Annotated in this window: 21 protein-coding genes; 11 read left to right on the forward strand and 10 right to left on the reverse strand. The window is 71.9% G+C overall.

What is annotated here, in order from left to right; genetic code table 11:
• The first annotated feature begins 2 nt into the window (after positions 1–2).
• The 6 genes from gap to pgi all read left to right on the forward strand — a co-directional run bounded on the left by gap (position 3) and on the right by pgi (position 5,686).
• Positions 3–1,007: a type I glyceraldehyde-3-phosphate dehydrogenase gene (gene gap / locus DEH69_RS23840; RefSeq protein ID WP_113689044.1), complete on the forward strand. Its 1,005-nt coding sequence runs from the start codon at positions 3–5 to the stop codon at positions 1,005–1,007.
• A 102-nt stretch (positions 1,008–1,109) separates the two neighbouring features.
• Positions 1,110–2,312, forward strand: coding sequence for a phosphoglycerate kinase (gene pgk, locus DEH69_RS23845; protein WP_113689045.1), 1,203 nt, complete (start codon positions 1,110–1,112; stop codon positions 2,310–2,312).
• 6 nt (positions 2,313–2,318) lie between these two features.
• Positions 2,319–3,104 carry a triose-phosphate isomerase gene (gene tpiA / locus DEH69_RS23850; protein ID WP_113689046.1) on the forward strand — a complete coding sequence of 262 codons (786 nt, stop codon included), beginning with the start codon at positions 2,319–2,321 and terminating at the stop codon, positions 3,102–3,104.
• Between the two features lie 130 nt (positions 3,105–3,234).
• Positions 3,235–3,465, forward strand: a complete 231-nt coding sequence (gene secG / locus DEH69_RS23855) for a preprotein translocase subunit SecG (RefSeq protein ID WP_113689047.1) — start codon at positions 3,235–3,237, stop codon at positions 3,463–3,465.
• A 94-nt stretch (positions 3,466–3,559) separates the two neighbouring features.
• A complete protein-coding gene (locus DEH69_RS23860; RefSeq protein ID WP_077062098.1) occupies positions 3,560–3,895 on the forward strand; it encodes an RNA polymerase-binding protein RbpA in 336 nt (111 codons plus the stop codon).
• Positions 3,896–4,033: 138 nt separating this feature from the next.
• Positions 4,034–5,686: a glucose-6-phosphate isomerase gene (pgi, locus tag DEH69_RS23865; protein WP_113689090.1), complete on the forward strand. Its 1,653-nt coding sequence runs from the start codon at positions 4,034–4,036 to the stop codon at positions 5,684–5,686.
• A 4-nt stretch (positions 5,687–5,690) separates the two neighbouring features.
• Here pgi and pgl read toward each other — a convergent pair whose 3' ends face one another.
• The 5 genes from pgl to tkt are packed head-to-tail and all read right to left on the reverse strand — an operon-like array spanning position 5,691 to position 12,315.
• On the reverse strand, positions 5,691–6,452 hold the full coding sequence (pgl, locus tag DEH69_RS23870) for a 6-phosphogluconolactonase (RefSeq protein WP_113689048.1): 762 nt from the start codon (positions 6,450–6,452) through the stop codon (positions 5,691–5,693).
• On the reverse strand, positions 6,449–7,543 hold the full coding sequence (gene opcA / locus DEH69_RS23875; protein WP_113689049.1) for a glucose-6-phosphate dehydrogenase assembly protein OpcA: 1,095 nt from the start codon (positions 7,541–7,543) through the stop codon (positions 6,449–6,451). The genes pgl and opcA overlap by 4 nt, the downstream gene beginning before the upstream one ends.
• Entirely contained in the window at positions 7,540–9,075 is a 1,536-nt protein-coding gene (gene zwf, locus DEH69_RS23880; protein ID WP_258534908.1) for a glucose-6-phosphate dehydrogenase, read from the reverse strand. The genes opcA and zwf overlap by 4 nt, the downstream gene beginning before the upstream one ends.
• A 7-nt stretch (positions 9,076–9,082) precedes the next feature.
• The gene (gene tal, locus DEH69_RS23885) at positions 9,083–10,201 is read right to left on the reverse strand and encodes a transaldolase (protein WP_113689051.1); all 1,119 of its coding nucleotides are present in this window, start codon (positions 10,199–10,201) and stop codon (positions 9,083–9,085) included.
• Between the two features lie 35 nt (positions 10,202–10,236).
• Positions 10,237–12,315, reverse strand: a complete 2,079-nt coding sequence (gene tkt / locus DEH69_RS23890; protein ID WP_113689052.1) for a transketolase — start codon at positions 12,313–12,315, stop codon at positions 10,237–10,239.
• 353 nt (positions 12,316–12,668) lie between these two features.
• On the opposite strand from tkt, the gene DEH69_RS23895 reads away from it, so the two are divergent.
• Positions 12,669–13,586, forward strand: a complete 918-nt coding sequence (locus DEH69_RS23895; protein ID WP_258534915.1) for a heme o synthase — start codon at positions 12,669–12,671, stop codon at positions 13,584–13,586.
• Between the two features lie 26 nt (positions 13,587–13,612).
• The gene (locus DEH69_RS23900) at positions 13,613–14,026 is read left to right on the forward strand and encodes a hypothetical protein (RefSeq protein ID WP_258534909.1); all 414 of its coding nucleotides are present in this window, start codon (positions 13,613–13,615) and stop codon (positions 14,024–14,026) included.
• Here DEH69_RS23900 and DEH69_RS23905 read toward each other — a convergent pair.
• Positions 14,008–14,274 carry a DUF2087 domain-containing protein gene (locus DEH69_RS23905; RefSeq protein WP_113689054.1) on the reverse strand — a complete coding sequence of 89 codons (267 nt, stop codon included), beginning with the start codon at positions 14,272–14,274 and terminating at the stop codon, positions 14,008–14,010. The two genes, DEH69_RS23900 and DEH69_RS23905, sit on opposite strands and share 19 nt — an antisense overlap.
• A gap of 33 nt (positions 14,275–14,307) precedes the next feature.
• Positions 14,308–14,814, reverse strand: coding sequence for a VOC family protein (locus tag DEH69_RS23910; protein ID WP_113689055.1), 507 nt, complete (start codon positions 14,812–14,814; stop codon positions 14,308–14,310).
• A gap of 169 nt (positions 14,815–14,983) precedes the next feature.
• Here DEH69_RS23910 and DEH69_RS23915 point away from each other — a divergent pair, with 169 nt between their 5' ends.
• Entirely contained in the window at positions 14,984–15,304 is a 321-nt protein-coding gene (locus tag DEH69_RS23915; RefSeq protein WP_113689056.1) for an antibiotic biosynthesis monooxygenase, read from the forward strand.
• A 10-nt stretch (positions 15,305–15,314) separates the two neighbouring features.
• Here DEH69_RS23915 and DEH69_RS23920 read toward each other — a convergent pair whose 3' ends face one another.
• Genes DEH69_RS23920 through DEH69_RS23930 form a run of 3 tightly spaced genes read right to left on the reverse strand, consistent with a single transcriptional unit; the run spans position 15,315 to position 18,081 of the window.
• Positions 15,315–16,316, reverse strand: coding sequence for a heme A synthase (locus tag DEH69_RS23920; protein WP_258534910.1), 1,002 nt, complete (start codon positions 16,314–16,316; stop codon positions 15,315–15,317).
• A 44-nt stretch (positions 16,317–16,360) separates the two neighbouring features.
• Positions 16,361–17,152, reverse strand: a complete 792-nt coding sequence (locus DEH69_RS23925; RefSeq protein WP_113689058.1) for an ABC transporter permease — start codon at positions 17,150–17,152, stop codon at positions 16,361–16,363.
• Positions 17,149–18,081: an ABC transporter ATP-binding protein gene (locus tag DEH69_RS23930; protein ID WP_113689059.1), complete on the reverse strand. Its 933-nt coding sequence runs from the start codon at positions 18,079–18,081 to the stop codon at positions 17,149–17,151. Before DEH69_RS23930 ends, DEH69_RS23925 begins: the two co-directional genes overlap by 4 nt.
• Positions 18,082–18,289: 208 nt before the next feature.
• Between DEH69_RS23930 and DEH69_RS23935 the strand changes: the two genes are divergently transcribed.
• Positions 18,290–19,045: a metalloregulator ArsR/SmtB family transcription factor gene (locus DEH69_RS23935; RefSeq protein ID WP_258534916.1), complete on the forward strand. Its 756-nt coding sequence runs from the start codon at positions 18,290–18,292 to the stop codon at positions 19,043–19,045.
• The gene (gene sufB, locus DEH69_RS23940; RefSeq protein ID WP_113689061.1) at positions 19,042–20,463 is read left to right on the forward strand and encodes a Fe-S cluster assembly protein SufB; all 1,422 of its coding nucleotides are present in this window, start codon (positions 19,042–19,044) and stop codon (positions 20,461–20,463) included. Before DEH69_RS23935 ends, sufB begins: the two co-directional genes overlap by 4 nt.
• Positions 20,464–20,503 lie beyond the last annotated feature (40 nt).

Here is a 20,503-nt window from a genome sequence, read left to right on the forward strand (position 1 = left end):
TCGTGACGATCCGCGTAGGAATCAACGGCTTCGGCCGCATCGGTCGCAACTACTTCCGTGCGCTCCTTGATCAGGGAGCGGATGTCCAGATCGTCGGTGTCAACGACCTGACCGACAACGAGACCCTGGTCCATCTGCTGAAGTACGACAGCATCCTCGGTCGCCTCAAGGAAGAGGTCACCTCCACCGACAACAGCATCACCGTCGGCGGACAGACGTTCAAGACGCTCGCCGAGCGCGACCCGGCCGCCCTTCCGTGGGGCGAGCTCGGCGCCGACATCGTCATCGAGTCCACCGGCATCTTCACCAAGCGCGACGACGCCGCCAAGCACCTCGCCGCGGGCGCCAAGAAGGTCCTCATCTCCGCCCCCGCGAAGAACGAGGACCTCACCGTCGTCATGGGGGTGAACCAGGAGCAGTACGACCCGGCCACCCACCACGTCATCTCCAACGCCTCGTGTACCACGAACTGCGTGGCGCCCATGGCCAAGGTCCTCGACGAGAGCTTCGGCATCGTCAAGGGCCTGATGACGACCATTCACGCGTACACCAACGACCAGCGGATCCTGGACTTCCCGCACAAGGACCTCCGCCGCGCCCGCGCCGCCGCGATCAACATCATCCCGACCACCACCGGTGCCGCCAAGGCCACCGCGCTGGTCCTGCCGCAGCTCAAGGGCAAGCTCGACGGCATCGCGATGCGCGTGCCCGTGCCCACCGGGTCGGTCACCGACCTGGTCGTCGAGGTCGGCCGCGAGGTCACCAAGGACGAGGTCAACGCCGCGTTCCGCACCGCCGCCGACACCGGCCTCAAGGGCATCCTCGAGTACACCGGGGACCAGATCGTCTCGTCCGACATCGTGAGCGCGCCCGCCTCCTGCACGTTCGACTCCTCGCTCACCATGGCGCAGGGCACGCAGGTCAAGATCGTGGGCTGGTACGACAACGAGTGGGGCTACTCGAGCCGCCTGGTCGACCTCACCGTCTACGTCGGCGAGCGGCTCTGACCGCTTCCCCCACCAGGGCTCGCAGGGCCGCGGCTCGCGCCGCGCCCGGCGGGCCCTCGTGCGATCGGGCAGGCAGCAGAGCAGCTCTAGGAGCCAATTCACATGCAGACGATCGATGACCTCCAGGTCGCCGGACGGCGGGTCTTCGTCCGCGCCGACCTGAATGTCCCGCTCTCCGGCGAGACCATCACCGACGACGGCCGCATCAGGGCCGCCGTGCCGACCATCCGCCGCCTCACCGACGCGGGCGCCCGCGTGGTGCTCGCCTCGCACCTCGGGCGGCCCAAGGGCGCCCCCGACCCGGCGTTCTCGCTCGCGCCCGTCGCCCGCCGCCTGGGCGAACTGCTCGGCGCCGACGTGGCGTTCGCCGCCGACACGGTCGGCGAGAGCGCGCGTGCGGCCGTGGCGGGGCTCGCCGAAGGGCGGGTGGCGCTGCTGGAGAACCTTCGCTTCAACGCCGGGGAGACCAGCAAGGACGACGCCGAGCGCGGGGCGTTCGCCGATGAGCTCGCCTCGCTCGCCGACCTCTACGTCGGCGACGGCTTCGGCGCCGTGCACCGCAAGCACGCCTCCGTCTTCGACCTCCCGGCCCGGCTCCCGCACGCCGCGGGCGGCCTGATCGCCACCGAGGTCGGCGTGCTGCGCCAGCTCACCGAGAACGTCGTCCGCCCCTACGCCGTGGTGCTCGGCGGCGCCAAGGTCTCGGACAAGCTCGCCGTGATCGAGTCCCTGCTCAGAAAGGCCGACCGCATCCTGATCGGCGGCGGCATGGCGTACACGTTCCTCAAGGCGCAGGGCCACGAGGTCGGCGACTCCCTCCTCCAGCAGGACCAGGTCCCGGCGGTCCAGGGCTATCTGCGCGCCGCCAAGGAGCGCGGCGTGGAGTTTGTGCTGCCCGTGGACGTCGTGGCGGCCAAGGACTTCCCCGATCTGAAGACCAAGGCGCCCGCCGACCCCGTCGTGCTGGCCGCCGACGCGATCCCCGCCGGGCTCCAGGGCCTGGACATCGGCCCCGAGACGGCCAGCCTGTACGCCGCGAAGCTCGCCGACGCCGCCACCGTCTTCTGGAACGGCCCCATGGGCGTCTTCGAGCACCCCGAGTTCGCCGAGGGCACCAGGGCCGTGGCACAGGCGCTCGTCGAGAGCGAGGGCTTCACCGTGGTGGGCGGCGGGGACTCCGCCGCGGCGGTGCGCACGCTCGGCTTCGACGAGTCGGGTTTCGGCCATATCTCGACCGGTGGCGGAGCCAGCCTCGAATACCTCGAGGGCAAGCGGCTCCCCGGTCTCGCCGCATTGGAGGACTGAACGACCATGGCGTCACCGGAAGCACGCACCCCGCTGATGGCGGGCAACTGGAAGATGAACCTCAACCACCTCGAGGCCATCGCCCACGTCCAGAAGCTCGCCTTCGGCCTCTCCGACAAGGACTTCGACGCGGTCGAGGTCGCGGTGCTGCCGCCGTTCACCGATCTGCGCTCGGTGCAGACCCTGGTGGACGGGGACAAGCTCAAGATCAGGTACGGCGCGCAGGACATCTCGGCGCACGACGACGGCGCCTACACGGGCGAGGTCTCCGGGCCGATGCTCGCCAAGCTGAACTGCACCTATGCCGTCGTCGGCCACTCCGAGCGCCGCCAGTACCACGGCGAGGCCGAGGAGTCCTGCAACGCCAAGGTGAAGGCCGCCTACCGGCACGGGCTCACCCCGATCCTGTGCGTCGGCGAGCCGCTGGACGTCCGCAAGGCGGGCGGCCACATCGAGCACACCCTGGCCCAGCTCGACGGCGCCCTGAAGGATGTGCCCGCCGAGCACGCCGCGAGCATCGTCGTCGCGTACGAGCCGGTGTGGGCCATCGGCACGGGCGAGGTCGCCACCCCTGAGAACGCGCAGGAGGTCTGCGCCGCGATCCGCGGGCGGCTGGCCGAGCTCTACGACGGGCCGCTTGCCGATGGCGTCCGCGTCCAGTACGGCGGCTCGGTCAAGGCCGGGAACGTCGCCGCGATCATGGCCCAGCCGGATGTGGACGGCGCCCTGGTGGGTGGCGCGTCGCTGAACGCGGAGGAGTTCGTCAAGATCGTGCGGTTCCGCGACCAGTAGGCCCGTACGGGGTGGTGGCGGTACCCTGTCGGGGGCCGGAGGGGCGCGCAGCCAGCCGCTTTCCGCCCGGCCCCCGTGGGGCCGCGTACCATCCGTCCGTCCATCCATCACCGAGAGAGTTGGTCCAGTCGTGGAAACGGCGTTCCAGATCGCTTTGATCGTCTTCAGCTTTCTGCTGGCGCTGCTTGTGCTGATGCACAAGGGCAAGGGCGGCGGCCTCTCCGACATGTTCGGCGGCGGCATGCAGTCCTCCGTCGGCGGCTCGTCGGTCGCCGAGCGGAACCTGGACCGGATCACCGTTGTCGTGGGTATCGTCTGGGCCGCCATCGTCGTGGCGCTCGGGCTGCTGATGAAGTCGTGAGCGGTGTCCTAAGTCAGTAACTCCTGGCACTGGACGTGCGTTGAGCCTTGCATAGACTGAGGACTTCCAGGTAAGTCAGGCAGGGAGTTGGACCGTGGCAGGTGGCAACGCGATCCGGGGCAGCCGGGTCGGAGCGGGGCCCATGGGTGAGGCCGAACGCGGCGAGTCCGCCCCGCGGCTGAGGGTCTCCTTCTGGTGTGCGAACGGGCACGAGACACAGCCCAGCTTCGCCAGCGACGCGCAGATCCCGGAGACCTGGGACTGCCCGCGGTGCGGCTTCCCGGCGGGCACCCAGCGCGACGCGCCGCCGGACCCGCCCCGCACCGAGCCGTACAAGACCCATCTCGCGTATGTGCGCGAGCGCCGCAGCGACGCCGACGGCGAGGCCATCCTGGCCGAGGCGCTGGCCAAGCTCCGCGGCGAGATCTGACCCGGCGCTCAGCCTTCCGACTGCCCGGACGCCCGACGGCGTTCGGGCAGTCGGCGTTCGGGCGTTCGGCGTGTGGATCGACTAGCGTGGTGATCGTCGGGGGAGACGACTCATGTGGACGGATGGGCTGAGGGCGAGATGAACGCGACTGGCCGGGCCAGGCTCGATCGGATGGCGGAGTGGGACGCGCTGGGCAAGCACCGCCAGGAGCTCGGGGAGGTGAGCCTGCGCGAGCTGTTCGCGAGCGACCCGGGCCGCGCCGAGCGGTATGTGCTGCGCGTCGGCGATCTGCGCGTCGACTTCGCCAAGCAGCTGGTGACCGACGAGACGCTGCGCCTGCTGCGCGACCTGGCGGCCGCGACGGACGTGGCCGGGCTGCGCGACGCGATGTTCCGCGGCGAGAAGATCAACATCACCGAGGGCCGCGCCGTGCTGCACACCGCGCTGCGCGCCCCCGCCGACGCCGTGGTCGAGGTCGATGGCGAGAACGTCGTGCCCGCCGTGCACGCGGTCCTCGACCGGATGGCCGACTTCGCCGACCGGGTGCGCTCGGGGGAGTGGACCGGGCACACGGGGCGGCGCATCAGGGCCGTGGTGAACCTCGGCATCGGTGGCTCCGACCTGGGCCCCGCCATGGCCTACGAGGTGCTGCGGCCGTTCTCCGCACGGGAGTTGGACTTCCGCTTCGTCTCCAACGTGGACGGCGCCGACCTGCACGAGGCGCTGCGGGGCCTCGATCCCGCCGAGACGCTGTTCATCGTGGCGTCCAAGACGTTCACGACTATCGAGACCATCACCAACGCCACGTCGGCCCGCCGCTGGCTGCTCGAGGGTCTCGGCGGCGACGAGGCCGCCGTGGCGCGGCACTTCGTGGCCGTCTCGACCAACGCCGAGAAGGTCGCGGCGTTCGGGATCGACACGGCCAACATGTTCGAGTTCTGGGACTGGGTCGGCGGCCGGTACTCCTACGACTCCGCCATCGGGCTCTCGCTGATGATCGCGATCGGGCCGCTGCGCTTCCGCGCGATGCTCGACGGATTCCGGCTGGTGGACGAGCACTTCAGGACCGCCCCGCCCGAGGAGAACGTTCCGCTGCTGCTCGGCCTGCTCGGCGTCTGGTACGGCGGGTTCTTCGACGCCCAGTCGCACGCCGTGCTGCCCTACAGCCACTACCTGGCGCGTTTCACCGCGTATCTCCAGCAGCTGGACATGGAGTCCAACGGCAAGCGCGTGGACCGGCGGGGGCGCCAGGTGAGTTGGGGGACGGGGCCCGTGGTCTGGGGCACGCCCGGCACCAACGGGCAGCACGCGTACTACCAGTTGCTGCACCAGGGCACCAAGCTGATCCCGGCCGACCTCATCGGCTTCGCTCGGCCCGTGGCCGAGCTCGCGGACGATCTGGCCGCGCAGCACGACCTGTTGATGGCCAATCTCTTCGCGCAGGGGCAGGCGCTGGCCTTCGGCAAGACGCCCGACGAGGTGCGGGCCGAGGGGGTCGCCGAGGAGCTGGTGCCGCACCGCACGTTCCCTGGGAGCCGCCCGACGACCACGATCCTGGCGCCCGAGCTGAGCCCTTCGGTGCTGGGGCAGCTGGTCGCCCTGTACGAGCACAAGGTGTTCGTCCAGGGCGCCGTGTGGGACATCGACTCGTTCGACCAGTGGGGCGTCGAGCTGGGCAAGGTGCTGGCCAAGCGGGTCGAGCCCGCGCTCACCGAGGGCGCCGATGTGCCGGGGCTCGACCCGTCGACGGCCGGACTGGTCGCCGCCTACCGGGAGTTGCGGGGGCGTTAGGGCCTTATCGGGCCCCAGGGGCCGCCGCCTGGGGGATTCCCGCGGCGGCGGCCTCGTCGAGCAGCCACAGCGTGCGGGCGCCCCGCGCGCCCGACGCGGGGGCGCGCGTGGCGTCGTCGGTGGCGAGCGCGGTGGCGGCCGCCTCCGCCTTGTCCTCGCCCGCCGCGAGCAGCCACACCTCGCGCGCCGAGCGGATCGCGGGCAGGGTCAGCGAGATGCGGGTGGGCGGGGGCTTGGGCGCCTCGGTGACCGCGGTCACCGTCCGGTCGGTCACCCGCACCGCCGGGTGCCCGGGGAACAGCGACGCGACGTGCGTGTCGGGCCCGACGCCGAGCAGCAGCACGTCGAACGGGCCCGGCACGGCGGCCAGCTCGGCCGCGTACGCCGCTGCCGCCGCCTCGGGGTCGCCGCCGTGCGGGCCGTCGGACGCGGGCATGGGGTGGACCCGGCGCGCGTCTAGGGGCAGCGCGTCGAGCAGGGCCTCGCGCGCCTGGGTGTGGTTGCGGTCGGGGTGGCCTTCGGGCAGGAACCGCTCGTCGCCCCACCACAGCTCCACGCGGCGCCAGTCGACCGCCTCCCTGGCCGGGGAGCCGGAGAGCGCGGCCAGCAGGCCGTTCCCGTTCCGGCCCCCGGTCAGCACCACCGAGGCGGATCCTGTGGCGGCCTGGGCGTCGGTGATCGCGGTGATCAGCCGGGCCGCCGCGGCGTGCGCCATCAGCTCCTTGTCCCGGTGGACGAGGACGGCCACGTCGGGCGGGGGCGTCATGAACGCCCCTCCCGCGACGCCTCGGCCTTCTCGGCCGTCCTGTCGCCGGACTTCTCGGCCGTCTTGTTCGCGGCGGCCTTTCCGCCCTTGCCCGGTGCGCCCGGTGTGCCCTGGGCCGCGGCCGCCGCGGTGCCGTTCCCGCCCGCCGGCTTGGCCCTTCTGGGCCTGGGCCGCTGGAGGTTGCCGACGCCGTGGCGCACCGCCTGCTCGTACGCCTCGTCCGGGTCGAGGCGCCGCAGCTCCTCGGCGATCAGCTCGGCCGTGGTGCGGCGGTTCAGCGCGACGTGCCGGTCGGGCTGTCCCGGCACCGCGAGCAGCGCGAGCGAGCCGTCCGAGCGGTCGAGGCAGATGTCGCCGTCCTCGGTCGTCAGCCGCACCGCCGTGATGCCGGGGCCCTGCGACACGACGCGCTCGACCGGCACCGCGAGGCGCTCGGCCAGCCACATGGCGAGCAACTCGGTGCTGGGGTTGTACTCCTCGCCCTCCACCTCGGCCGCCGCGATCTTGCTGTGCCTCTGGTCGAGCGCCGCCGCGAGCACGCTGCGCCACGGGGTGATCCGGGTCCAGGCCAGGTCGGTGTCCCCCGGCGCGTACACCTCGGCCCTCGATGCGAGCGCGTCCACCGGGTCCTCGGTGGACGCGGCGTCGGTGACGCGGCGCTGGGCGAGGGTGCCGAGCAGGTCCTTCGCGGGGTTTTCAGGGGCGTCCTCGGGCCACCACACCACCACGGGGGCGTCGGGCAGCAGCAGGGGCATCACGACGCTGTAGGCGTGGTTCGCCAGCTCGCCGTGCAGCCTCAGCAGGACCGTTTCGCCGTTGCCGACGTCCGCGCCGACGCGGACCTCGGCGTCCAGGCGCGCCATGGCCCGCTCGCGGGGCGAGCGGCCCGGGCGCTTGATGACCACCAGGATCCGCGAGGGGTGCTCCTTGGACGCCTCGCTCGCGGCGCGCAGGGCGTCGTAGTGATTCCCCTCGTCGGTGACGATGACGAGGGTCAGCACCATGCCCACGGCCGAGCCGACCGCCCTGCGGGCCTGGATGAGCGCGGCGTTCAGCTGGCTCGACGTGGTGTCCGTCAGGTCGATGTTCATGGCCGGCGCCAGCTCCGTCCGTCGCGTGCGAGCATGTCGTCGGCCGCCGCGGGCCCCCAGCTGCCCGAGGTGTACGGCTCGGGCTTGCCGTGGCTCGCCCAGTACTTCTCGACCGGGTCCAGGATCTCCCAGGAGCGCTCGACCTCCTGGTGGCGGGGGAAGAGGTTGGCGTCCCCGAGGAGCACGTCGAGCAGCAGCCGCTCGTACGCCTCAGGGCTCGACTCCGTGAAGGACTCGCCATACGCGAAGTCCATCGTGACGTCCCTGATCTCCATCTGGGTCCCCGGCACCTTCGAGCCGAACCTCACCGTGATGCCCTCGTCCGGCTGGACGCGGATCACCAGGGCGTTGTGGCCGAGCTCCTGGGTGTCGGTGGCGTCGAACGGGGAGTACGGTGCGCGCTGGAAGACCACCGCGATCTCCGTGACCCGCCGCCCAAGGCGCTTGCCGGTGCGCAGGTAGAACGGGACGCCCGCCCAGCGGCGGTTGTCGACCTCCAGGCGCATCGCTGCATAGGTGTCGGTCGTCGACGCGGGGTCGATGCCCTCCTCCTCCAGATAGCCCCCGACCTTCTGGCCGCCCTGCCAGCCCGCGGTGTACTGCCCGCGCACGGTGTGGCGGCCCAGGTCGGCCGGGAGCTTGACGGCGTGGAGCACCTTGAGCTTCTCGGTGACCAGCGCGTCGGCGTCGAACGAGGCGGGCTCCTCCATCGCGGTCAGCGCGAGCAGCTGGAGGAGGTGGTTCTGGATGACGTCGCGGGCCGCGCCGATGCCGTCGTAGTACCCGGCCCTGCCGCCGATGCCGATGTCCTCGGCCATCGTGATCTGCACATGGTCGACGAAGCTTCGGTTCCAGATGGGCTCGAACATCGTGTTGGCGAACCTGAGCGCCAGGATGTTCTGCACCGTCTCCTTGCCGAGGTAGTGGTCGATCCTGAAGACCTCGTGCGGCGGGAAGACGTCGTGCACGACCTGGTTGAGCTCCTGGGCGGAGATCAGGTCGTGCCCGAACGGCTTCTCGATGACCGCCCGGCGCCACGAGTCCGCGGGGGCGTCGGCCAGCCCGTGCTTCTTGAGCTGGCGGGTCACCGTGGGGAAGAACTTCGGCGGCACGGACAGGTAGAACGCGAAGTTCCCGCCGGTCCCGCGCTCCTTGTCAAGGTCCTCGATCGTCGAGCGCAGCGACACGAACGCCTCGTCGTCGTCGAAGACGCCGGGGACGAAACGCATCCCCTCGGCCAGCTGCCGCCACACCTCCTCGCGGAACGGGGTGCGCGCGTACTGCTTGACCGAGTCGTGGACGACGTCGCAGAAGTCCTGGGTGGCCCAGTCCCTGCGGGCGAAGCCCACCAGCGAGAACCCCGGGGGCAGCAGCCCCCGGTTGGCGAGGTCGTAGACGGCGGGCATGAGCTTCTTGCGGGAGAGGTCGCCGGTGACGCCGAAGATGACGAGCCCCGAGGGGCCCGCGATGCGCGGAAGCCTCCGGTCCTGCGAGCTGCGAAGGGGATTGGGATGGTTCGCGCTGCCGCTCACGGCTCGCTCAGTCCTCCCCGTCCGCCAGGCGCTCCAGCTCCGCCTTGGTCGAGTCGAGCAGGCCGAGCCAGGACGCCTCGAACTTCTCGACGCCCTCGTCCTCGAGCACCTGGACGACATCGTCGTAGGAGACGCCGACCTTCTCCAGCGCGTCCAGGTCCGCGCGCGCCTGCCCGTAGGTGCCCGCGATCGTGTCGCCCGTGATCTCGCCGTGGTCCTCGGTGGCCCGCAGCGTGGCGCCCGGCATGGTGTTGACGGTGCCGGGGGCGACCAGCTCGGTGACATAGAGCGTGTCGGGGTAGTCGGGGTCCTTCACGCCGGTGGACGCCCACAGCGGGCGCTGGGCGTTGGCGCCGTCGCGCGCGAGGGCCTGCCAGCGGTCGGCCGCGGTGACCTCCTCGAACGCCTGGTACGCCAGGCGGGCGTTGGCGACGGCGGCCTTGCCGCGCAGCGCCTTGGCCTCGTCGGTGCCCAGCGCGTCCAGGCGCTTGTCGATCTCGGTGTCCACGCGGGAGACGAAGAACGACGCCACCGAGTAGATCGTGGACAGGTCGAGGCCGCGCGCCCTGGCCTGCTCGAGCCCGGCCTGGTAGGCGTCCATCACCTCGCGGTAGCGCTCGAGCGAGAAGATCAGCGTGACGTTGACGCTGATGCCGCGGCCGATGGTCTCGGTGATGGCGGGCAGCCCTGCGCGGGTGGCCGGGATCTTGATGAACGTGTTGGGCCGGTCGACCAGCCAGGCCAGCTGCTTGGCCTCGGCGATGGTGGCCCTGGTGTCGTGGGCGAGCCTGGGGTCCACCTCGATGGAGACCCGGCCGTCGAGCCCGCCGGTCGCCTCGTAGACCGGGCGGAGCACATCGGCGGCGTCGCGCACGTCGGCGGTGGTGATCATGCGCAGCGCCTCCTCGACCGTGACGCGCCGTGCGGCGAGGTCGGCGACCTGCTCCTCGTATCCGTCGCCCCCGGAGATGGCCTTCTGGAAGATCGTGGGGTTGGTGGTGATGCCCACCACGTGCTGCTGGTCGAGCAGTTCGCCCAGGTGGCCCGATGTGATCATCGTGCGCGACAGGTCGTCAAGCCAGATCGCGACACCCTCTTGGGAGAGGCGCTTGAGTGCGTCGGTCATGGAAATCGCATCTCCTGCTGTCTCGTGTATCGGTGTCAGCGCGCCGAGGCCGCCAGTGATTCCCTGGCGGCCTGCGCCACGGCTTCCGGGGTGATGCCGAACTCGCGGTAGAGCGTCTTGTGGTCGGCCGACGCACCGAAGTGCTCGAGCGAGACGATGCGCCCCGACGTTCCGACATAACGGTGCCACGTCAGGCCGACGCCCGCCTCGACGGCGACCCGCGCGTGGACGCCGGGCAGCAGGACGCGGTCGCGGTACGCCTGGTCCTGCTCGTCGAACCACTCCACGCACGGCAGCGACACCACGCGGGTGGGCACGCCCTCGGCCTGGAGCCGCTCGCGGGCGGCGAGCGCGATATGCACCTCGGACCCGGTGGCGAGCAGGATGGCCTTCGGGGTGCCGCCCTCGGCCTCGGTGTGGACGTAACCGCCCCTGGCCGCCTCCTCGTTGGCGGCGTACACCGGAACGTTCTGCCGCGTCAGCGCGAGGCCGTGCGGCGCCGGGTGGCTGCCGTGGCGGCGCAGGATCTCGCGCCAGGCGATGACCGTCTCGTTGGCGTCGGCGGGGCGGACGACGTTGAGCCCGGGGATGGCGCGCAGCGCCGACAGGTGCTCGACCGGCTGGTGGGTGGGGCCGTCCTCGCCCAGGCCGATGGAGTCGTGCGTCCACACGTAGGTGACCGGCAGCTTCATGAGTGCGGCGAGCCGCACGGCCGGGCGCATGTAGTCGGAGAAGACCAGGAACGTGCCGCCGTAGACGCGGGTGTTGCCGTGCAGGGCGATGCCGTTCATCGCCGCGCCCATGGCGTGCTCGCGGACGCCGAAGTGCACGGTCCTGCCGTACGGCTGGGCCTCGGCCAGGGGGTTGCCCTCGGGCAGGAACGACGAGGACGGGTCGATCGTCGTGTTGTTGGACCCGGCGAGGTCGGCTGAGCCGCCCCACAGCTCGGGGACGACGCCGCCGAGGGCCTTGAGCACGGACCCCGACGCCTTGCGCGTGGCCACATCCGTGCCCGCGTCGAAGGCCGGAAGGGCCTTCTCCCAGCCCTCGGGCAGCCGCCCCGCGCTGACGCGGTCGAACTCGGCGGCGCGCTCGGGGTTCGCCGCGCGCCACTCCGCGAGGCGCTTCTCCCAGGCGGCGCGGGCCGTCTGGCCGCGCTCGACGGCGCCGAGGGTGTGCGCGATCACGGCCTCCTCGACGGGGAAGTCGACCTCGGGGTCAAAGCCGAGCACGCGCTTGGTCGCGGCGACCTCGTCGGCGCCGAGCGCCGAGCCGTGCGCGCCCTCGGTGTTCTGCGCGTGCGGCGCGGGCCAGGCGATGATCGAGCGGGCCGCGATGATCGAGGGCCGCGAGGTCTCGTCCCGCGCCGCGGCGAACGCGCCGTGCAGGGCGGCCGGGTCGAGGTCGCCGTTCTCCTGGGGCGCCACGCGCTGGACGTGCCAGCCGTACGCCTCGAAGCGGGCCAGCACGTCCTCGGAGAACGAGGTCTGGGTGTCGCCCTCGATGGAGATGTGGTTGTCGTCGTAGAGCAGCACCAGATTCCCCAGCTTCTGGTGCCCGGCCAGGGAAGCGGCCTCGGCGGCCACGCCCTCCTGGAGGCAGCCGTCGCCCGCGAACACCCAGATGGTGTGGTCGAACGGGGACGTGCCGGGGGCCGCGTCAGGGTCGAACAGGCCGCGCTCGTAACGCGCCGCCATGGCCATGCCGACGGCGTTCCCGATGCCCTGGCCGAGCGGGCCCGTGGTGGTCTCGACGCCGACGGTGTGCCCGTACTCGGGGTGGCCCGGGGTGCGGGAGCCCCATGTGCGGAAGGACTTGAGGTCGTCGAGCTCCAGGCCGTACCCGGCGAGGAAGAGCTGGACGTAGAGCGTGAGGCTCGAGTGCCCCACCGAGAGGACGAAGCGGTCCCTGCCTGCCCAGTCGGGCTCGGAGGGGTCGTGCCGCATCAGCTTCTGGAACAGGACGTACGCCGCGGGGGCCAGGCTCATGGCCGTGCCGGGGTGGCCGTTCCCGACCTTCTGCACGGCGTCCATCGCCAGGACCCGGGCGGTGTCGACGGCCCGCTGGTCAAGGTCTGACCATTCGAGATCTGAGGTGGTCGGCTTGTTGCTCACCCTGCGTCAGGGCTCCTCTCCACATGAGTCAGGCCGGTGAACGAACCTCTCCGCCTGGCGGCACAGTGCCCTCACCGGCGTGTCGAGCCTACCGCCGGGACGCGCGGCACCCGGGTGACCCTCGGCACGGGACGCCCACGTCTCCAGGGTGCCCCAGCCCGGGCGTTCCGGCACTCCAGGTCGTCGAGGGGCCCCGGCGACAAGTCGTGCAAGCCGGGCGTCTAGAGTGACGTGGTACGCGCGAGCTCTCACCAGCCGGTTTCGCCGGTCGGGGCCCGCTTCTCTGCCCGCAGCGCGTGATCGCTGATGTCGCACTATCAGGGGTGTCCGTGACGGCCGTCGATTCCCGTCCCGTGGAGGGCGTCCGCCCGCATTCAGGCCACTGGAGTCGGGGAGCCAGGGCCAAGGCGTTCCTCGCCCTCACCAAGCCGCGCATCATCGAGCTGCTGCTGACCACGACCGTGCCGGTGATGTTCCTCGCCGAGCAGGGCGTGCCGGACCTGTGGCTGGTGTTCGCCACGTGCCTGGGCGGCTACCTCTCCGCGGGCGGGGCCAACGCCCTGAACATGTACATCGACCGCGACATCGACGCGCTCATGGAGAGGACACGGAACCGCCCGCTGGTCACGGGCGTCGTGCGGCCCGGCGAGTGCCTGACGTTCGGCCTCGCGCTCGCGGTGGTCTCGACGCTGTGGTTCGGCCTCACGGTCAACTGGGCCTCCGCCGCCCTGGCGCTCGGCGCGCTGCTGTTCTACGTGGTCGTCTACACGATGTGGCTCAAGCGCCGCACCGCGCAGAACATCGTGTGGGGCGGCATCGCGGGCTGCATGCCCGTGCTGATCGGCTGGTCCTCGGTGACCGGCACGGTGTCGTGGGCCGCGGTCATCCTCTTCCTGGTGATGTTCTTCTGGACGCCGCCGCACTACTGGCCGCTGTCCATGAAGGTCAAGGACGACTACGCGCGCGTCGGCGTCCCGATGCTGCCGGTCGTCGCGGCCAATACCGTGGTGGCGCGGCAGATCGTCCTCTACAGCTGGGTGATGGTCGCCGTCTCGCTGCTGCTGTGGCCGCTGGGGTACACCGGCTGGTTCTATCCGCTGGTGGCGGCGCTTGCCGGGGCGTGGTGGCTCTGGGAGGCGCACGGGCTTTACCAGAGGGCGCGGGCCGGGGTGCGGGGCGCGAAGCTCAAGGAGATGCGCCTCTTCCACTGGTCGATCACCTATGTGTCGCTGGTCTTCCTCGCCGTCGCGATCGACCCGTTCCTGCGCTGAGCCCGCCCGCGGGGCAGAATGCGGCCATGGCTGACATGGCTGAGACCGCGACGAGCACTGAGACCGCGAAGAGCGCTGAGACCGCCGAGCCCGCCGGGGAGCGCCGCGCCGGGCGCGCGGTGGGCCGACTCGCGCGGCGCATCCGTTCGTTCGCCGCCGACCACGGAGGCTCGGCCGAGGGGCAGGTCTCCCACCTCGGCGCCCGAGGGCACCGCCTTGTGCTGGTCGGCGCCGACGGCGCGTGGGGCGACCTGGTCGCCCGCGACCGCGCGGCCCTGACCGAGGCGGCCGAGCGGGCCGGGGTCACCCTCCACGAAGCGCTCGACGGCGAGCTGGCCGCGCGCATGCGCAGCGGGCCCTACGAGTGGTCGCGCATGGCCGGGCTCCAGATCGGCGGCGACGACGGGGGCGGCGGCGCGGTCTACCGGGCGCGCCGGTAGCCGCCCCCGTCGGGGGACCTGGCCAGCCAGCCGTCGTCCACGAGGTAGCGGCGCAGCGCCGCGCAGTCCTCGTGAACGGTGCGCAGCCGGTCGTTGACCTCGCGCTCGCTGTAGGCGTGACCCGGCTCGAACAGCGTCTCGCTCAGGTGCGCGAGCAGCTGCTCGCGGCGCTCGGCCCTGCGGGGGATCGCGATCAGCCGCCCACGGGCGAAGAGGGCCTGGACACCACGTGCGCCACCGTCCGTCATGCGGCCGAGCCTGTCACGGCCCAGGCGGCGGGGTCATCCGCTTTTCCGGCCGCCAGGCGAGCCGGGCGTCGAGCTTCCCGACGGGCCGGGCGTCGGGTCAGGCGTCGGGTCGGCGAAGACGCCGCTCAGCATGCCCGTCGCCTGGCCGACCTCGATCAGGTAGCCGTCGGGGTCGCGCAGATAGCAGCGCAGCTCGGCCTTGCGGTCGAGCGGCGGCGTCAGGAACTCCGCGCCCCTGGCGCTCCACTCCCGGTGGCACGCGGCGATGTCCGCGACCCGGATGTTGAGGAACGCGGACGCGGCGCCCGGGTCCTTCGGCGGGGCCAGGGTCACATCGGGCTTGTCGGGCGTGGGGCCGCCGCCGGGGTTCATGATGATCCAGCCGTTGGCCAGCCTGACGACGCAGGGGTTCTCGTCGAGCACCACGGTGCCGCCGAGCACATCGCTGTAGAAGCGCCGGGAGCGCGGCACGTCGCGGACGGTCAGGAAGTGGGTGAGCAGGATCCCGGTGTCGGGCGCGGGGAGGTCTTCTGTGCGCATGGGCCCATCGTGCGGCCGGTGCGGGGGGCGCGAAAGCGGGGCGTGCTGGACGGAGGACGCCCCCCGCCCCTCCTCACCCCGGCGCCCGCCCGGGAGGATGTAGGACACTGCTCGCACATATGCCGGAACGAGGAGAGCTGTTCCGGCCCCAGACGCATGAGGAGTTCCCATGTCCGTTGTGAAGATCAACGCCGTGACCGTCCCCGAGGAGCGCCGGGAGGAGTTCGAGGCCCGCTTCGCGGCCCGTGCGGGGCTGGTGGAGGGGCAGGACGGATTCGAGTGGTTCGAGCTGTTGAGGCCGGTGGAGGGCACCGACACCTATCTGGTCTATACGCGCTGGCGCAGCGAGGAGGACTTCGCGAACTGGACGAAGGGGTCCATGCGTGAGGCGCACCAGGGCGAGGAGCGGCGCCCCGCCGTCGCAGCGGGTGCCACGCTGTGGTCGTTCGAGGTGCTTCAGCAGGCGTCGCCGAAGAAGAGCGCCGCGTAGCCGAGGGGCGTCAGGCCGAGGCCGCGGGCTCGCGGGCCGGGGGCTCGGCGGGGGCGGCACCGTCCCGGGGGACCGGGGCGGTGGCCGCCTCTTCGCGGTCGCGGGTGGCGAGACACAGGCGCAGCGCCGCGATCCACACCAGGGTGGCCCCGAGCAGATGGCCGCCGACCAGCCACGCGGGCTCGTCGAGGGCGTACTGGACATAGCCGATGACGCCCTGGGCCAGCAGGACGAGCAGCAGGTCGCGGGCGCGGGCCCGCGCCGCGGGCGGGGCGTCCATCAGGTGCAGCCCGGCGAGCACGGCCACGGTGCCGAGCACCACGAGCCAGGCCAGCGCGGAGTGGACGCGCGTGATGGTGTCCCAGTCGAACGGCATCCGCTCGATGTGCCCGCTGGTGTCGCCCGAGTGCTTGCCGCTGCCGGTCACCGCGGTGCCGACGACCACGAGGGCGGCCGTCAGCAGCGTGAGCCCGCCGATCGCGCGCCGCAGCGGGATGCCGACCAGCGGCCTGGGCGCCGTGTCGCCCTCGCGGGCGCGCTGCCACGAGACGGTGGTGGCGGTCAGCAGCGCCATCGCGGCCAGGAAGTGGGACGCGACGATCCAGGGGTTGAGCTCGGTCCGCACGGTGATGCCGCCGATCACGGCGTTGGTCATCACGATCCAGAACTGGAGCCAGCCGAGCCGCGTCAGCTCCCCGCGGCGCGGCTTCGCGCACCGGGCGGCGACGATGAACCAGCCGACCGCCGCGGAGACCACGTAGGACATCAGGCGGTTGCCGAACTCGATCGCGCCGTGGATGCCCATCTCCGAGGTGGCGACCAGGCTTTCGTCGCTGCACTTGGGCCATGTGTCGCAGCCGAGGCCCGAGCCGGTGAGGCGGACAGCGCCGCCCGTGACGACAATCACCACGCTCATGACGAGCGCGGCCAGCGCGGCCCTGCGCACGGTCCCGGGTCGGGGAGTCCAGCGCTCGGCGACGAGGGCGAGGGGGTTTCGCACTGCTTTCGGCACGCGCACATCGTAGGCCCCGGTGGCGACCAGCGCGGGCCTCGGGGTCAGTCCCAGTGGAAGAAGCGGGCCGCCGCCGTCAGGCTTGCCGCCGACCAGGCGGCAAGCGTGGCCGCGTCCGTCCACGGGAGGCCCGCGCCGTCGCGCAGGATGTCGCGCAGCCCGCCCGAGAGCGCGCTCACCGGCAGCGCGTCGAGCACCGCCCGCACCGGCCCTGGGAAGTCGTCGAGCGGGATGATCACGCCGCCGAAGAACAGCAGCAGGACGAAGACCAGGTTGGCCGCGGCCAGCGTCGCCTCGGCGGGCAGGGTCCCGGCCATCAGCAGCCCGAGGCCCGAGCAGGCCGCGGTGCCGAGCAGCATCAGGAGCGCCACGCCGAGGGCGTTGCCGCGCGGGGACCAGCCGAGGGCGAACGCGACGCCGGTGAGCAGGGCGGTCTGGAGGAGCAGCGTCACCAGCACCGCGCCCGTCTTGCCGCACATCAGCCCCCAGCGCGGCAGCGGCGAGGCGGCGAGCCGCTTGAGCACGCCGTAGCGCCGCTCGTACCCCGTGGCGATGGCCTGTCCGGTGAACGCGGTCGAGAGCACCGCGAGCGCGAGGACGCCGGGGGCGAGGAAGTCGACGCGCTCGGCGCGGGTGTCCCCGGCCGCCGACACGATGTCCACCGCGCTGAACAGCACGAGCAGCAGCGTCGGGATGACGACCGTGAGCAGCAGCTGCTCGCCGTGGCGCAGCAGCATCCGGGTCTCCAACGCGGCCTGCGCGGCGATCATCCTGGGCAGCGGCGCCGCGCCGGGGCTCGGGGTGTGGCGCCCGGTGCGGGGCGTGGTCTCCGTCATGGCCGCAGCTCCTTGCCGGTCAGCTCGAGGAAGACGTCCTCGAGCGTGTGGCGCCTGGTGGTGATCCGGTCGGCCATGACCCCGTGCTGGGCGCACCACGCGGTGACCGTGGCCAGCAGCCTGGGGTCGACGTCGCCGGTGATCACATAGCTGCCCGGGCTCGGCTCCGCCGCGTCGCCGCCCACGGGGAGCGCCTGGCGCAGCGACACCAGGTCGAGCCCGGGGCGGCCCGCGAAGCGCAGCACGTCGCCGCCACCGCCGCACAGCTCGGCCGTGGCGCCCCGCGCGATGACCCGGCCCTCGTCCACGATCGCCACGTCGTCGGCCAGCTCCTCGGCCTCCTCCATGGCGTGGGTGCTCAGCACGGTGGTGACCCCGTCGGCGCGCAGCTCGCCGATCAGCTCCCACGTGGCGCGCCTGGCCTGGGGGTCGAGGCCCGCGGTTGGCTCGTCGAGGAAGACCAGCTCGGGGCGGCCCACCACGGCCAGCGCGAGGGCCAGCCGCTGGCGCTGGCCGCCGGAGAGGCGGCGGTAGGGGGTGCGCCCGCACGAGGCGAGCCCGAGGCGTTCGGCCAGCTCGGCCACGTCCAGGGGGTGCGCGTGCAGCCTGGCGACGTGGGTGAGCATCTCGGTCGCGCGAACGCCGGGGTAGACGCCGCCGCTCTGGAGCATCACGCCGATCCTGGGGCGCAGCTCCGCGGCGTCGGCCACCGGGTCGAGGCCGAGCACGCGCAGCCGCCCGGCGTCGGGGGTGCGGTAGCCCTCGCACAGCTCGATGGTGGTGGTCTTGCCCGCGCCGTTGGGCCCGAGCACGGCGGTCACGGTGCCGGGGCGCACGGTCAGGTCGAGGCCGTTCACCGCGGTCGTGGCGCCGTATCGCTTGACCAGTCCGACGGCCTCGACGGCCGGGGCGGTGGGGGGCGCATCCATGGGGTGGAGTGTAGGAACCCGGCGGGCGCGCCCCGCGCGCGAGGTCCCCGGGGGCCGCGAGGTAAGGCTTGCCTTACGTGATGTACTGCATCCGGCCAGGTCAGGACGCGGCTTGCCGAGAGAAAAAGAATTAAGCAACAATGGCGTTGTGAAAAACGGGCCCGAGCGCGACGACACCCCGGCGGCCCCCGCCGTCGGTGGCTCAGGCGTGCCCCAGGCCGCCGACGAGCAGTCCGGCACGCGCCGCCGCGTCGCCCGTTCGATCCTGGACCACGGCCCATCGACCGCGGCCGAGCTGGCCGACCGGCTCGGGCTCACCCAGGCGGCGGTGCGTCGCCACCTGGACGCGCTCGTCGGCGGGGGCCTCGTGGAGCCGCGCGAGAAGCGAGTCTACGGCTCGCGGGGGCGTGGCCGTCCCGCCAAGGTCTTCGCGATCACCGACTCGGGGCGCGACGCGTTCGACCAGGCGTACGACGAGCTGGCCGTCGAGGCGCTGCGCTGGATCGAGCGCCTGGCCGGGGGAGGCGACCGCGGGGCCGCGGCCGTGATGGACTTCGCCAGGGACAAGGCCGCCGCACAGGCCGAGGCGTACCGTCCGTTCCTCGACGGGGTCCCGCCCGAGGACCGGGCGCGGGCGCTGGCCGAGGCGCTGTCCCACCACGGCTATGCCGCGACCGTGCGCCGGGTCGACGCGTCGGCGGGGGAGCAGGTGTGCCAGCACCACTGCCCCGTGGCGCACGCCGCCGCGCGCTTCCCGCAGCTGTGCGAGGCGGAGACCGAGGTCTTCTCCCGCCTGCTCGGCAGCCATGTGCAGCGGCTCGCGACCATCGCCCACGGCGACGGCGTGTGCACCACGTTCGTCCCCGAAGTCCCGCTCGAGACACCGCCAGAGAAGGCACCGCCAGAGAAGGCACCGCCCAAGACCACCGCACCACCACGCACTGCCGGGAGGAACCCCGCATGACGCTCCCCACGGAGACGGCCCACCCCGAGCTCGAGGGGCTGGGCAAGTACGAATACGGCTGGGCCGACTCCGACACGGCCGGTGCTACCGCCAAGCGCGGCCTGTCCGAGGACGTCGTCCGCGACATCTCGGGCAAGAAGTCCGAGCCGGAGTGGATGCTCAAGCTCCGCCTGAAGGGGCTCAAGCTGTTCGGCAAGAAGCCCATGCCGTCCTGGGGCTCCGACCTCAGCGGCATCGACTTCGACAACATCAAGTACTTCGTGCGGTCCACGGAGAAGCAGGCCCAGAGCTGGGACGACCTGCCCGAGGACATCAAGAGCACCTACGACAAGCTGGGCATCCCCGAGGCGGAGAAGCAGCGGCTGGTCGCGGGCGTCGCCGCGCAGTACGAGTCGGAGGTCGTCTACCACCAGATCCGCGAGGACCTGGAGAAGCAGGGCGTCATCTTCCTCGACACCGACACGGCGCTGCGCGAGCACCCCGAGCTGTTCCAGGAGCACTTCGGCACGGTGATCCCCGCGGGCGACAACAAGTTCGCCGCGCTCAACACCGCGGTCTGGTCCGGTGGTTCGTTCATCTACGTCCCGCCAGGCGTGCACGTCGACATCCCGCTCCAGGCGTACTTCCGGATCAACACCGAGAACATGGGCCAGTTCGAGCGGACGCTGATCATCGTCGACGAGGACGCCTACGTCCACTACGTCGAGGGCTGCACCGCGCCGATCTACGACTCGGACTCGCTGCACTCGGCGGTCGTCGAGATCATCGTCAAGAAGGGCGGCCGCTGCCGCTACACGACCATCCAGAACTGGTCGAACAACGTGTACAACCTCGTGACCAAGCGCGCCGTGGCCTACGAGGGCGCCACCATGGAGTGGGTCGACGGGAACATCGGCTCCAAGGTCACCATGAAGTACCCCGCCGTCTACCTGATGGGCGAGCACGCCAAGGGCGAGACCCTGTCGGTCGCGTTCGCGGGCGAGGGCCAGCACCAGGACGCGGGCGCCAAGATGGTGCACATGGCCCCCCGCACGTCGTCGAACATCGTGTCCAAGTCGGTGGCCAGGGGCGGCGGTCGCACGTCGTACCGCGGGCTGATCGAGATCGGCGAGGGCGCCGCGGGCTCCAAGTCCAACGTCCTGTGCGACGCGCTCCTGGTCGACACCATCTCCCGCTCGGACACCTATCCGTATGTGGACGTCCGCGAGGACGACGTGACGATGGGCCACGAGGCGACCGTCTCCAAGGTGAGCGACGACCAGCTGTTCTACCTGATGAGCCGGGGCCTGTCCGAGGACGAGGCGATGGCGATGATCGTGCGCGGCTTCGTCGAGCCGATCGCCAAGGAGCTGCCCATGGAGTACGCCCTCGAGCTGAACAGGCTGATCGAGCTCCAGATGGAGGGCGCCGTCGGCTGACCCGCCACGCCGCCCCCGTCCGTCCGTCAAGAGCGCCGTC

The sequence above is a fragment of the Streptomyces sp. PT12 genome (assembly GCF_003311645.1).
Lineage (GTDB): Bacteria > Actinomycetota > Actinomycetes > Streptomycetales > Streptomycetaceae > Streptomyces.